The sequence below is a fragment of the Mesorhizobium sp. B2-3-4 genome (assembly GCF_006442315.1).
Lineage (GTDB): Bacteria > Pseudomonadota > Alphaproteobacteria > Rhizobiales > Rhizobiaceae > Mesorhizobium.
The window spans coordinates 25,777-37,913 of sequence record NZ_VFVY01000020.1 but is presented as its reverse complement, the minus strand read 5'-3'; the positions used below and the strand labels follow the sequence as shown (position 1 = coordinate 37,913).

The 12,137-nt window shown below is 64.5% G+C and carries 13 protein-coding genes; 5 read left to right on the top strand and 8 right to left on the bottom strand.

Going from position 1 to position 12,137, the window contains the following annotated elements:
* Positions 1-19: 19 nt before the first annotated feature.
* The 3 genes from FJ967_RS25620 (at position 20) to FJ967_RS25610 (ending at position 1,854) form a co-directional block, all read left to right on the top strand.
* Positions 20-739, top strand: coding sequence for a LuxR family transcriptional regulator (locus FJ967_RS25620; protein ID WP_140735032.1), 720 nt, complete (start codon positions 20-22; stop codon positions 737-739).
* A 351-nt stretch (positions 740-1,090) separates the two neighbouring features.
* The gene (locus FJ967_RS25615) at positions 1,091-1,312 is read left to right on the top strand and encodes a hypothetical protein (protein WP_140735031.1); all 222 of its coding nucleotides are present in this window, start codon (positions 1,091-1,093) and stop codon (positions 1,310-1,312) included.
* Positions 1,313-1,506: 194 nt separating this feature from the next.
* Positions 1,507-1,854, top strand: coding sequence for a hypothetical protein (locus FJ967_RS25610; RefSeq protein ID WP_140735029.1), 348 nt, complete (start codon positions 1,507-1,509; stop codon positions 1,852-1,854).
* A gap of 1 nt (position 1,855) precedes the next feature.
* Here the strand turns inward: FJ967_RS25610 and FJ967_RS25605 are convergent, their stop codons facing one another.
* From FJ967_RS25605 to FJ967_RS25575, 7 genes are all read right to left on the bottom strand, one after another.
* The gene (locus tag FJ967_RS25605) at positions 1,856-2,683 is read right to left on the bottom strand and encodes a 3-methyl-2-oxobutanoate hydroxymethyltransferase (RefSeq protein WP_140735028.1); all 828 of its coding nucleotides are present in this window, start codon (positions 2,681-2,683) and stop codon (positions 1,856-1,858) included.
* A gap of 1 nt (position 2,684) precedes the next feature.
* Positions 2,685-3,146 carry a D-ribose pyranase gene (gene rbsD, locus FJ967_RS25600; RefSeq protein ID WP_140735026.1) on the bottom strand — a complete coding sequence of 154 codons (462 nt, stop codon included), beginning with the start codon at positions 3,144-3,146 and terminating at the stop codon, positions 2,685-2,687.
* A gap of 16 nt (positions 3,147-3,162) precedes the next feature.
* Positions 3,163-4,107: a ribokinase gene (locus FJ967_RS25595; RefSeq protein WP_246675383.1), complete on the bottom strand. Its 945-nt coding sequence runs from the start codon at positions 4,105-4,107 to the stop codon at positions 3,163-3,165.
* A gap of 39 nt (positions 4,108-4,146) precedes the next feature.
* On the bottom strand, positions 4,147-5,664 hold the full coding sequence (locus FJ967_RS25590) for a sugar ABC transporter ATP-binding protein (protein ID WP_140735022.1): 1,518 nt from the start codon (positions 5,662-5,664) through the stop codon (positions 4,147-4,149).
* A gap of 81 nt (positions 5,665-5,745) precedes the next feature.
* Positions 5,746-6,717, bottom strand: coding sequence for a sugar ABC transporter substrate-binding protein (locus tag FJ967_RS25585; protein ID WP_140735020.1), 972 nt, complete (start codon positions 6,715-6,717; stop codon positions 5,746-5,748).
* A 58-nt stretch (positions 6,718-6,775) separates the two neighbouring features.
* The gene (locus FJ967_RS25580) at positions 6,776-7,798 is read right to left on the bottom strand and encodes an ABC transporter permease (RefSeq protein WP_140735018.1); all 1,023 of its coding nucleotides are present in this window, start codon (positions 7,796-7,798) and stop codon (positions 6,776-6,778) included.
* Positions 7,799-8,012: 214 nt separating this feature from the next.
* Positions 8,013-8,768 (bottom strand): phytanoyl-CoA dioxygenase family protein, encoded by a 756-nt coding sequence (locus FJ967_RS25575; protein ID WP_246675382.1) that lies wholly within the window; start codon positions 8,766-8,768, stop codon positions 8,013-8,015.
* Between the two features lie 191 nt (positions 8,769-8,959).
* Here FJ967_RS25575 and FJ967_RS25570 point away from each other — a divergent pair, with 191 nt between their 5' ends.
* On the top strand, positions 8,960-9,814 hold the full coding sequence (locus FJ967_RS25570) for an AraC family transcriptional regulator (RefSeq protein WP_246675381.1): 855 nt from the start codon (positions 8,960-8,962) through the stop codon (positions 9,812-9,814).
* 74 nt (positions 9,815-9,888) lie between these two features.
* Here the strand turns inward: FJ967_RS25570 and FJ967_RS25565 are convergent, their stop codons facing one another.
* Positions 9,889-10,965, bottom strand: coding sequence for an alpha/beta hydrolase (locus FJ967_RS25565; RefSeq protein ID WP_140735013.1), 1,077 nt, complete (start codon positions 10,963-10,965; stop codon positions 9,889-9,891).
* A 280-nt stretch (positions 10,966-11,245) separates the two neighbouring features.
* On the opposite strand from FJ967_RS25565, the gene FJ967_RS25560 reads away from it, so the two are divergent.
* Positions 11,246-11,971: a gamma-glutamylcyclotransferase gene (locus FJ967_RS25560; protein WP_140735011.1), complete on the top strand. Its 726-nt coding sequence runs from the start codon at positions 11,246-11,248 to the stop codon at positions 11,969-11,971.
* Positions 11,972-12,137: the final 166 nt, after the last annotated feature.

The window sequence follows — 12,137 nt, the reverse complement described above, 5'->3', positions numbered from 1 at the left end:
CGGGGTTTTGGAGCGGCATATGCGGATTGCGGCAGGGCAGGACTTTCTCGAATTTTGCGCGTCGACAAGCGACGTCGACAAGGTCATCGAGCGCTTCATCGAGGCGATCGGTGATTTCGGCTTCACCGCGAGTGCCGGCGGTGCCTGGGCGGGTGCCGGCGGCTCGCGGTCCTATCGCTTCTATTTCAACAATTGGCCGAAGGACTGGTTCGAAGCCTACATGGCGAAAGGGTACATGGAGATCGACCCCATGATCCTTGAGGCGCGCCGCCGCATGACGCCGTTCCTGTGGACCGAAATGGGGGACGCACGAACCTTTACCGTGGAAGGTGCCGCGGTCACCGCGGGCGCCATGGAGTATGGCTGGGCCGAGGTCATGGCCATACCGATCCATGGCCCGTCCAGCTACCAGGGGCTGGTCTCGGTCGCCGCCCTGGAGCCGGTGACGATGAATGCGGTGGAGAGAGCCATCATGCGCGCGATGGCGCTCGCAGTGCACGACAAGGCCTATGAAGCGGTGGGGTTCGGTTTCAGCAACCGGTCGCCGATTTTGCTGACGCCCAGGGAAGCCGATTGCATGCGCTGGGTCGCGGCGGGCAAGACCGAAGCGGAAATCGCCATCATCCTGGGCATCGCGCCGGCGACGGTCCACTATCATATCGAGAACGTAAAAAAGAAGGCCGGCACGCGCAGCCGCAGCGAAGCCGTGGCGCTGCTGGTACTGGCCGGAACCGTCTAGGCGCTCAAGCCTTTTTGCTTTCCTGGCGCACGTCATGTCGCGGGCGAGGGGGACTGCCACTCATTCCCCTCCGCTTTTCAGCTAGGATGCGCTGGCATTCGAACTGCCTTAGTCATTCCCGCATCAGCACATGAATCGCACCGATGGGTGCGTTGGCGGGAAGCGGGGCGGTCGTCGATGGACGAAAGCAGGACTGTTTTTGTCTGTCGCAACGCGGCAGCGGGTGGCTGGGCAAGAACGCCGGCCGGGCCGCGAGCCGCCGGCATTTCCAGCGATATCAGCCACGCTCCAGGATCCAGCCACAACCAACCCTGCACTGGGGGATCCAGTGTTCTTGTCCGGAGCCTTGCAATGAAAATCTTCTATGCCGTTGTGATAGCAGCGGTAGCACTTGTGAGTTCAAACGAGGCCTTCGCCCGCTACACCACCTCCAAGGGTCCTTGCGCGGTGGATGCCAATCGCTTCTGCGGCGGCGGCGTGTTGACCACGGGCGCCGCGCCGAAGTGCCTCGTCGAGCACAAGGACCAGTTGTCGGCGTCCTGCAAGGCGCGTCTGTTCAAGCACAAGAAGTAGCAGCCGGCCGGTCGGCCGTCATAGCGGAATGTGCGCCTTCAGGTGGGGCCGGCGGCCGCTTCATGGACGGCTCGCCCGGCCTCGATACCACCAGCCAGGCGCATGGGCGCCGATCCCCGGGCGGGGGATCGGCGCTCTCTTGTTGATGCGGCGGCACGGCAGGCACAACGTCAACCTGGGATGGGGATTTCAGCATGAGATTGCTTTTTGTCGGATTGCTCCGTTGCGCTTTTGGTCTTGCCGGCGTGGCAGCCCTTGGCCTGTCGGTCACTTCAGCCCTTGCCCAATCCACGCCGGCGCCGGTCGGCGTCTGGTACAGCGATGCGGGCGAGACGATGATTATCGGACAGACCTGCCAGATCGAGGCCAACGGGACGGTTGGCGCGATCGGCTCATGCAGCTGGGACCCGTCATACAATGGCGGCATCCTGACCATCATGAACGTCAACGCCTACCAGCCGGCACCGGTCTATTTCAATATCGTCTGGATCGACGAGTCCAGTTTCTCGATCTCAGGCGATGTCTTTCACCGCAGGGGATGAGTCACCGTTCCGCCTCCAGCTGCTGGCGAAACGTCTCCAACTCGCCATCCGCAATGCCGGCGAGTTCAGCCTCGGCCGGATAGCTGCCGCCGGCAACCTCCTGGCGAAACTCCGACAGTGCCTCGACGCGCGCGTCGCGGACGGCCTTGTGGAGCGCGGCCAGGTTGCCCCAGGCGCGGGCGTGGCGGGGCAGGCGGGCGCTTTCGCCCGAAATGTCTGACGTGAACAGGAACACCACGTCGGCCGCCGGACCCGAACCCAGCGAGACGGTGACCAGCCCGGTGCGGCGGTTGATCTCTTCCATCACCCGCGCCGGGATGATCTCGCATTCGACGGCGAAAGCGCCGGCATCTTCCAGGCGCTTGAAGCGGTCCCACAAGTCGAGCGCCTCGGTGGCTGTCTTGCCGACGGCCCTGATGCCGCCGACCCAGGTGGATTTGCGCGGCACGAAGCCGAGATGACCCATCACCGGGATCTGCTCGTTGGCAAGCATGCGCACGGTCTCGTGGCCGCGCCCGGTGATGACCGCGTCGGCACCGGTCGTTATCGCCGTGAAGGCGGTGCGCAGGACCTCGTCCGATGTCACCGCGTCGGCAAAGCCGAGGGCGGCGGTGACGAAGACACGGCGCGAACCTTCGCGGACGCGTGCCACGTTTGCAGCACGGCAGACGACCATCTCGATGCCGGCGGCTTCGGCCGCCGCAGCCTCGTCCGCCGTCTCGGCCGTCACCTGCGCAACGTGCCGGCCGCTGCCCTTCAGCGCGCGCAAGCCAGCCACCGTAACCGAGCGCTCGACCTCGCGGCCGCCGAAGTCGAAGATGCGGGGCATGTCAGCCCTTCAGCTTCTTGGCGTAGTAGTCAGGGGCCACGACGCCGGGCTTGGAGAACCATGCCGGCACGTCGACGCCGGAATAGAGCAGGATGTTGCCCCAGGGGTCGAAGGCGCCGGTGCGCACGATGACCTTGGCCTTTTTCGCCATCTCGCCAAGGATGGTCTCGTGTGTCGTGGCCTCGAAATCGGCGTCGGGGAACAGCCGCTTCAGCTTCTCAAGCAGCGGCGCGTTGTGCACCGGCAGCGTGTCGGCATAGCCGACGCGCTCGGCGATCAGGTTCTCGGCGATCGGTCCGAGCACCGTCTCCAGGTCCGGCACATCGGGCGAGATGGCGAGGTCGATGCGCCAGGCGCTCGACGGGATCGGAAAGCCCGCGTCGCAGACGATCATCAGGTCGCCATGGCCCATCGAGGCGATGGCGTGCGACAGTTCTGCGTTGAGCAGCCGGTTCCGGTTCATTTTCTCTCCTTCCGCGTTATTTCTGGAGCCATGTTGTCTCGAGGGCCTGCGCGAACAGCGCGTCGGCCTGCGCGCGCTCGGGCAGGCCGGGAATGACGCCGAGCCTGGTGCAGGCGATGGCGCCGCAGACGACGCCGAAGCGCACCGCGTCGACAATATCGCGGCCCTCGGCCAGCGCCACCGCGAAACCGGAGTTGAACGCGTCGCCGGCGCCCGTGGTGTCGACCACATCGACGGGCACGGCCGGCACCATGATGTCGAGCTCGTCGGTGAGGATCAGCGCGCCGCTGCGGCCGAGCGTCACCACGACGTTGCGCACGCCGCGACGGCGAAGCTCGCCGGCCAGTTCGCGCGAGGAGCGGGGATCGTCGGCCGGCAGGCCGAGCAGCATGCGCAATTCGCTTTCGTTCGGGGTGAGGTAATCGACATCCCTGAAGATCGCATCGGGAAGCTGGCGCGCCGGCGCCGGGTTGAGGATGGTGCGCGCGCCATGCCGGCGGCCAAGCTCCATGGCGCGGGCGGCGGCGGCGATCGGCACTTCGAGCACGGTCATCACCACATCGCTCCCGGCAATGCGCGCCTCGGCCGTGTCGACGACGGCTGCGTCCATCAGCTCGTTGGCGCCCATGTCGAGGATGATGAAGTTCTCGCCCTTGTCGTTGAGGATGATGAAGCCGACGCCGGTGGCGCGCTCGGTGCGCGTCGAGACCAGGCTCGCATCGACGCCTTCGGCGGCGTAGAGGTCGGTGGCGATGCCGGCCAGCTTGTCGGTGCCGATGATGGCGACCAGCGAGGAGCTGGCGCCCAGCCTTGAGGTCGCCACCGCCTGGTTCGAACCCTTGCCGCCGGCGCCCATGTCGAAATCGGTGCCGAGCATGGTCTCGCCGAAGATCGGCAGTTTCGGCGCGCGCATGGTCAGGCCGACGGCGAAGCTGCCGACAATCGTTATCTTTGGGGCCATTGGGGGTGCGGTCTCAAGTTTACTCATCACTCGCCTCGCTCAGGACGCCATGGCGCGCGCCAGGATCGCTTCCTCGTTGATGCCGGCTCCGGTCAGTTCGCCGGAGACGCGGCCATTGCGCAGCACCAGAACGCGTTCGGCGTTCATGATCAATTCGGGAATCTCCGACGAAATCATCACCACCGCCACGCCTTCGCCGGCGATGCCGCGCAATATGGCGTAGATCTCGGCCTTGGCGCCGACATCGACGCCGCGCGTCGGCTCGTGCAGCACCAGCACGCGCGGGTTGGTGACGAGGCTGCGGCCGAGGATGATCTTCTGCTGGTTGCCACCCGAAAGCGTGCCGAGTTTCTGGCCGAGATGTGAAATGCGCGCATCGAGCCTGGCTACCTGCGCGCGCGCCTCGCGGCGCACCGCGCCGCGGCGCATGAAGCCGGCCATGGAGAAGCGCGGCAGCGAGGCCGAGACGACATTGTTGGCGACGCTCATAGTCAACAGCGCGCCGGCGCCGCGCCGGTCGGCCGGCACCAGCGCCATGCCGTTGCGGAGCGAGGCCTGCGGGTCGCCGCCGCGCAGCTCCTTGCCGTCGATGGTGACACGGCCCTCCCGGCCGCACAGGCCGAACAGCGCTTCGCCCAGCATGTCCTTGCCGGAATCGGGCAACCCGCCGATGCCGAGGATCTCGCCGGCCCGGGCGTGGAAGCTCACCTCGTCCAGGCCGGGCGCGGTCAGCTTCTCGACGGAGAGCACGACCGGCGCCTCGTGCGAGCGGGCCTGCGGCTGCAGCGACCATTGCGCTGTTGTGTCGAGCTCGCGGCCGACCATGGCGCGGATCAGCCGGTCCTCCGACAGGCCATCATTGTCCATGGTCTCGATGGTGCGGCCGTCGCGCATCACGGTGATGCGGTCGGCAAGGTCGAGCACTTCCTTCAAATGATGCGAGACGTAGATGACGGTGACGCCTTCTGCGCGCAACTGCTTGACGATGTCGAACAGGCGGTCGCTCTCGCGCTTGGAGAGCGCGGAATTGGGTTCGTCCAGCACCAGCACGCGGGCGCGCTGGCGGATGGCGCCGGCGATCTCGACCAGTTGCATCTCGGCGACCGAGAGGCGCGAGACCTTGGTGTCGGGGTCGAGCGTGCCCATACCGAGCCGTGTGAGTGCTGCGCGCGCCTGGCGCCGCATCTCGTCGCGCGGCACCAGCGACACCACGGATCGCGCCGCCATGTCGGACATCATGATGTTTTCGGCGATGCTCAGCGTCGGGCAGAGCGCCAGTTCCTGGTAGACGACGGTGATGCCGGCGGCGCGGCTGGCGAGCGGCGAGGGAACAGTGGCCGGCTTGCCGTCGATGCGGATCTCGCCGCCATCAGGCTGCAAATCGCCGGCGAGAATGTTCATCAGCGTCGACTTGCCGGCGCCGTTCTCGCCGATCACGGCATGGACTTCGCCGGGCCGGAAGGCGACGGAAATGCGGTCGAGCGCCAGCACGCCGGGGAACCGCTTGGTCAGTCCGGAAATCTCGACGATCGGGGCAGGGGTCTGTTGTTCTGTCATGAACCTGCTGGCTTGGGGCTGGCTGAATGCGTGCAAGCGGCCGCCGGTCGATGCGGACCGGCGGCCGTGCCAGGTTGTCGATTACTTCTTCTTGACGACTTCGGCGATGTTTTCCTTGGTGTAGATGCCGACGCCGGTATCGACATTGTCGATCGGCTCACCCTTGAGGAACTTGACCAGCAGGTCGACGGCGGCGAAGCCCTGCTTTTCCGGGGCCTGATCGATGGTGGCATCGACATTGCCGTCCTGAACGAGCTGCACCGTCTGGTCGAGCAGGTCGAAGCCGACGACCTTGACCTTGTCTGATGCCTTGTTGCGTTCCACCCAGGTGCCGGCAGCGGGCGTCGAGCAGCATTCGAGCGACAGGATGCCCGTGATCGACGGATTGGCGAGCATGGCGTTCTCGATCGCCGAATAGATCTTCTGCGGGTCGGTGCCGGTGTTGAGCGTGTTGACGACCTCGATGCCGGACTCGGCCTTCAGCGCTTCGCGCGCGCCCTTTTCGCGGTCGAGCGACCACTGTGCGGCGGCGTCGATGGTGGTGATCATCACCTTGCCCTTGCCGCCGAGCACCTTCGACATCAGCTTGCCGGCCTCGCGGCCGGACTGAACGAGGTCCTGGCCGGCGAAGGCGAGGCGCTTGCTCTCGGGATTATCGGTGTTGAAGGTGACGACCGGGATGCCGGCGGCGATGACGCGGTCGATGACCGGTGCCAGCGCGTCGGTCGAAACCGACGAGATCGCCAGTCCGTCCATCTTGCCCATCAGCGTCTCGATTTCCGAGATCTGGCCGTCGGCATCGGCGCCGACCGGGCCGATGAACTGGGCGCCGACCTTGTCTTCCTTGGATGCGCGCTCGACGCCGGCCTTCATGAACGGCGCGAATTCGTTCGAGACGTCATGGTAGGAAACGTAGAAATCGAGCGGCTGGCCGGCGTCGATCTTGGCCTTGATGCGCGGCGCGAGCTGGAAGTCGGCGAGCTTGGACGCGGCGTGGGCCGAGAGCGGAAACAGGCCGATTGCCGCCGCCAGAATGACGTGTCTGATGTTCATGGATAGTCCTCCCTTTTTGCTTCTGGTTGCTTCGGTTTTGTAAATTTTGCCGGTTGGCTCAGCCGGTGCGGCGCGTGCTCCATTTGTCGATGCCGACGGCGATGATGATGACGAGGCCGATCATCAGTTCCTGGACGAAGGGCGACACGCCCATCAGCACCAGGCCGTTGCGCATGACGCCGATGATGAGCACGCCCAGGATGGTGCCGAGGATGGTGCCTTCGCCGCCCGACAGCGAGGCGCCGCCGACGATGGTGGCGGCGATGACGTCGAGCTCGAGGCCGAGACCGGTGCGTCCGGCCTGGCTGGAGGGCAGGAAGGCCAGCCCCAGAATGCCGGCGAAGGCGGCGAGCACGCCCATCAGGATGAAGGCTGATATCTTCACCTTGTTGACGGAGATGCCGGAAACCCGCGCGGCCTTGGCGCTGCCGCCGACGGCATAGACGCGGAAGCCGAAATTGGAGAAGGACAGCACCAGCCAGGCAAGCGCCGCGACGATGACGAAGAACACGAGCTGCATGGGGATGACGCTGAACAGATAGCCCTGGCCCATGAAGCCGAAGCTCGCCAGCACGTCGGGCAGGGCGCCGTTGCGGGCATTGACCGTCACCGGCTGGCCGTTGGTCAGGATCAGCGCCGCGCCGCGCACGATCGACAACATGCCGAGCGTGGCGATCAGCGAGGGCAGGCGGCCATAGGTGGAGAGCATGCCGTTGATCAGGCCGATGACGATGCCGGTCAAGAGGCCGGCGCAGATGGCCGGCAGCAGCGCCCAGCCGGCGATGATCAGCATGCCGGTGGCAAGGCCCGACAGCGCATAGGTCGAGCCGACGGACAGGTCGACCTCGCCGGCGATCAAAACGAACGTCATGCCGACCGCCATGATCCCGAGCAGGGAGACCTGGCGCCCGACATTGAGCAGGTTCAGCGATGTCAGGAATCCATCGGTGGCGAAGGACAGGAACAGGCACATCACGAGGAGCGCGATGAACACGCCCGCCTCGCGCGCCCGCAAAAGCCGCGCCAGCGTGAATCGGTCGGTGGCTGGCGCGCGCGCGCCGGTCCTGACCGCTTGGGTCATACACTATCCTCCCTCAGCGTGACCCGCCGGTCCTCACCGGCATCGCCACTCCTTCGTTTCATCGACCCGAGCCGAGCTCGGGCACGGGCCGATGCATCGAAGCCGCTCCCGAAGTGATTCAGGATCCGGCTCTATCTCCCTGTTCGGCCATGATCTTTTCGAGAGGGGATCATGGCCGGCACGGGCGCTGCCGCCCCTGCCATTGGTCGCGGCGTCAGGACGCCTTGCGGAACGAGCCGGCCGGCACCTTGCGCAATTCGTCGAAGTTTCCGTATTCGCGAACCTTTTTGAACGGCGCGTTCTCGACGGCGTTGTAGGAGCAGATATAGCCCCAGCGATAAGTGTCGGAACGGTTGGCATCGGAGCGGTGCAGGAGGTTGCCGTCGAAGATCAGCGCGTCGCCGGCTTCCATCTCGACATAGATGTGCTCGTAGCGCTTGAGCGCGGCTTCGAGGTGCTCCTGCTCGACATTGGTCTGGTCGTTTTCCCTAATGTGGTTGAGGCGGCCGAGCTTATGCGTGCCCTTCAGCACCTGCAGGCAGCCATTCTGGCGGGTCGCCTTGTCGAGCGCGACATAGATGCTCATCATCTCCGGCGCCAGGCAGCCGTAATTGTACCAATAGCCGAAATCCTGATGCCATTCCCAGGCGCCGCCCTCATTGGGCTGCTTCATCGTCATCTTGTGACTATAGAGGTAGATCGGCTTGCCGACGGCGTCTTCGGCGAGATCGACCATGCGCTCGTCACGGGCGAGCAGGCCGTATTTGTCGTCCTCGGCCTTGGTCCACATTTTCAGAAGGGTGGTCTTGCCCTCCTTGTCGCCCTTGGCCATCACGGCGCCGGTCTTGTTTTCCGCTTCCAGCTGAGCGCGGGCATGGTCGCGGAAATCGTCGACCTCGGCCACGCTGAGCAGGCCCCTGCGGATAATGTATCCGTCGCGGGCGTAGTCTTCCGCTTCTTTCCTCGTCATCGCCAACATTCGTCCTGCCTCCCTGGCATGCCTGGCCTTGGGCCACCCCGGCGCGATGCGCCGCGAATGGCTGGAAAATCGGGGACTTTGGCCGTTGCCTGCCGTTATCCCCGGCCTCATGAGAGCGACCATAGCGGCGCCGGACGGCCAACAAAATGGACAGCAGGGCGTTCCATTTGTATAAAACGCGCATGCTCACAAAGAACGCCGTCATCGAGAGTTTCCACTATGTACCGGCAGGCGGCTGGACGCGCACCGCATTCAGCGTGCCGCGAGCCGGCAAGGTCGCGGCGGCGCGCGATTACCGCATAGAACGGGCCTTTTATCCCGGCCAGGACATCCTCTACTGCGTGTCCGGGCGCGGCCATGTCGAGACGCTGGGGCAGCGGCTGGAGATGCGCGCCGGCCATCTGGTGTGGATGGCCAATGAGGCGCCGCATGTGCATTGTGCCGATCCCGCCGATCCCTGGACGCTGCTCTGGTTCCGGCTCGACGGGCCGGATCCGGTGGCGCTGCGGCGCAAGCTGTTCGGCGACGGCGCGCCGCGCGCCGTGTTCGCCGAGGCGGCGAGCCCGGCGCCCTGGTTCGAACGGCTGTTTTCGGCGCTGCGGCGGCGCGATGCCGGACTCGATCTGCGCCTCAACCAATTGGTCGCGGAGTTCCTGCTTCTGGTCGACCGCGCGATCGGCGGCACCAGCCATGACGATCTGCCCGGGCCGCTGGCCGCCGCGCTCGACGCCATGCGCGCCGAGCCCGGCTTTCCCTGGGCGGCGCCGGACCTGTTGGCGGTAACCGGCCTCGGCCCCTCGCGATTGCGCCGGCTGTTCCAGAAGCACCTGCGCACCAGCCCGCACCAATGGCTGATGCGCGAGCGGCTGATGCAGGCGCAGTCGCTGCTGGTGCAGGGCGACCAGCCGCTGGCGGAGGTGGCCGAAGCCTGCGGCTTCTGCGACGTCTATCATTTCGGCCGCGAGTTCAAACGCTCGGTCGGCATCTCGCCCGCCGCCTGGCGGCGCAGCGAACTGAGCGCGGCGCCGGGGCGGTAGGGCACTAGTCATGACGGATACTGTTGGGCGGCTCTGTCACATGGAGGTTGGTGCCTTTTGGGCAATCCGCCTGATCATTCACCCACGATTGGGCCGATCAACGACCATCGTCCATAGTATACATATTTCCACGTTCTCAATCTCAGGTCGTGTCCAGCGCAGCCGGCAGTTTTGTCAGGGATGAAGATCTGAAAGTCGCGGTCAACTTTCTTGGTGACAACGGTTCCATCGCAGTCGGCATCCCAAGCCGTCCGATGGAGAACGAGGAAAGAATCTTTCTGTCCGCTCTCATAGGTTTCAATCCAAGCGTCGCCCCCGGCTGGCCTTGTCCATTTTGTCCCCCGTTCGTCGTCCCCCTTCGGATATGTGAAAGCTTGGCGAACAGGGGCCGGCTCGGCGGCAATTTTCGGCGCGGGGTCACGTTGAAGCAGGAACCACCAGGCAAACGCAAGGATTCCCAAAAGTAGAAGCGGCAGCAGGATCTTCAAGGGAAGTTGCGTCAGAAGTCTTATGGACAACGGTAGTGGGGTAGGTGGGTCGCCACGTTTCGGCGGCTCACCCTTCAGAAATGGTATCCAGAACTCCTCGGCGAAGCTTCGCTTGAGAAAATCGCTATGTCCAAAACCGGAGTGCCATCGCGACTCGACTGCCGGCTGCATGAACCCGGTGTCACCAACCGAGCCATAGTCCCAGCCGGCGCTTTCGGCGAACGCCGGCCAGTAGTCCCGGGTGCCGATCTCGTTGATGAGCGGCGGGCTGAACCGGTCGAGATATTGGAAAAGCGGATAGTCGTTCCGAACGACACTGCCACAAAAGATTATGCGCGAGAAGTCAAGCTCAGGGTGTTCCGCCAGTATTCTCGAAACGATGTAGGTGCCAAAACTATGGCTTATGACAGAAAAATTTTTTGGGCGATATTTATGCAGTTCAGCATTTATCTCGGCGGTAATAAGATTAATTGCTTTGAGACGCAGCCCGTCGAAGGGCATCAGAAAGCGCAAAACGCCGTACACTCCATAACCCGTGACCGCGACCAGGAATCCGGCATCCTCTAGAGCCGGTTTTATCTCGTCCATCCAAAGTGCACGTGTGTTGATGCCGTGAACCAGAAAGACCATATGGCCTTCGGGTAGCCTATCTTCGCCCGACATTGACGCGTCCCCCCAAATACCTTCCCCTTGGGAATATTAGTACGATCGTAAGTAGGCAAAAAGAGGTAGGGCGAGACAATCGGCATTGTTTAGGGGGAGTTCACTTCGTTGTTACTGCAACATCCATGTGATCGATCGGATAATTGAGTTTGTAGTTTGGACTCTCGCTGACAAGATTTTTGACTGCTTGTTGAAAATTTCCGAGACCGGCGTGGCCGCCCAAGGCCGTGCGGTGCTGCGCCGCCCTTGAGAATCCCCCAGCCTTCAGCAACATGACGACATGAACAAGCCGATCTCCGTTGCTCCGCGTAAGTCCGCACCGCGCAAACCACCGATGGCGCTGACCGAGGCGCTGGTGGCGCGGACCATGCGGGCGGTCGAGGATGCCGGGCCGGTGCCAGGCATGACTCCGATGACCGACGCCGACTATGCGCGGGTGCGCTACGATATCCTGGCCTCGGCGCCGGCGGGTCCGCTGAAGCTGTTCGCCTATGGTTCGCTGCTGTGGAAGCCGGCCGGCGAGGTGAGGGGCGGCGAGCGGGCGGTGGCGCGGGGCTGGCACCGCTCGTTCTGCTTCACCGTGCAGCGCTTTCGCGGCACGCTGGAGCGGCCCGGCCTGATGATGGCGCTCGACCGTGGCGGCCAGTGCAAGGGCATGGTGTTCGAGATCGCCGAACCGGTCGCCGACCATCTGGAGGCGTTGCTGCGCCGTGAAATGACCATCCTGCCTGCCGTCAACGTGCCGCGCTGGCTGCAGGTCAGGACCGAAGGCGGGCTGAGCCAGGCGCTCGGCTTCGTCGTCGATCCGGCCAATCCGCGCTATGCCGGCAAGCTCGACAAGCCCGCGGTGGCGGCAACGCTGGCCAGCGCCGCCGGCCATTGGGGCTCGGGCGCGCAATATCTGTTCGAGACGATCCGCCATCTCGACGCCTGCGGCATACGCGACCGCAATCTGTGGCAGTTGCAGGAACTGGTGGCGCGGGAGATCGGGCGGGTGCATGCCTAGTTGGTTTGCAGGGAACAGTCGCCTGCGTTAACGGATCGCGTGTGTTGGTAATTGGCGGAAGCCTCCACGGCTTCGTCATCCACGGGCGCAGCAAGGAGCGCAGCGACGCGGAGCCAAGCCTAGCGGACCGATCCGTCGGGATAGCCGTATGACGAACCAGCTGTTG

What these genes read in the sequence shown, in the direction of transcription:
- FJ967_RS25620 (WP_140735032.1), top strand. Translation starts at nt 20, where the DNA reads ATGCGGATTGCGGCAGGGCAGGACTTTCTCGAATTTTGCGCGTCGACA.
- FJ967_RS25615 (WP_140735031.1), top strand. Translation starts at nt 1,091, where the DNA reads ATGAAAATCTTCTATGCCGTTGTGATAGCAGCGGTAGCACTTGTGAGT.
- FJ967_RS25610 (WP_140735029.1), top strand. Translation starts at nt 1,507, where the DNA reads ATGAGATTGCTTTTTGTCGGATTGCTCCGTTGCGCTTTTGGTCTTGCC.
- FJ967_RS25605 (WP_140735028.1), bottom strand. Translation starts at nt 2,683, where the DNA reads ATGCCCCGCATCTTCGACTTCGGCGGCCGCGAGGTCGAGCGCTCGGTT.
- rbsD (WP_140735026.1), bottom strand. Translation starts at nt 3,146, where the DNA reads ATGAACCGGAACCGGCTGCTCAACGCAGAACTGTCGCACGCCATCGCC.
- FJ967_RS25595 (WP_246675383.1), bottom strand. Translation starts at nt 4,107, where the DNA reads ATGGCCCCAAAGATAACGATTGTCGGCAGCTTCGCCGTCGGCCTGACC.
- FJ967_RS25590 (WP_140735022.1), bottom strand. Translation starts at nt 5,664, where the DNA reads ATGACAGAACAACAGACCCCTGCCCCGATCGTCGAGATTTCCGGACTG.
- FJ967_RS25585 (WP_140735020.1), bottom strand. Translation starts at nt 6,717, where the DNA reads ATGAACATCAGACACGTCATTCTGGCGGCGGCAATCGGCCTGTTTCCG.
- FJ967_RS25580 (WP_140735018.1), bottom strand. Translation starts at nt 7,798, where the DNA reads ATGACCCAAGCGGTCAGGACCGGCGCGCGCGCGCCAGCCACCGACCGA.
- FJ967_RS25575 (WP_246675382.1), bottom strand. Translation starts at nt 8,768, where the DNA reads ATGACGAGGAAAGAAGCGGAAGACTACGCCCGCGACGGATACATTATC.
- FJ967_RS25570 (WP_246675381.1), top strand. Translation starts at nt 8,960, where the DNA reads ATGCTCACAAAGAACGCCGTCATCGAGAGTTTCCACTATGTACCGGCA.
- FJ967_RS25565 (WP_140735013.1), bottom strand. Translation starts at nt 10,965, where the DNA reads ATGTCGGGCGAAGATAGGCTACCCGAAGGCCATATGGTCTTTCTGGTT.
- FJ967_RS25560 (WP_140735011.1), top strand. Translation starts at nt 11,246, where the DNA reads ATGAACAAGCCGATCTCCGTTGCTCCGCGTAAGTCCGCACCGCGCAAA.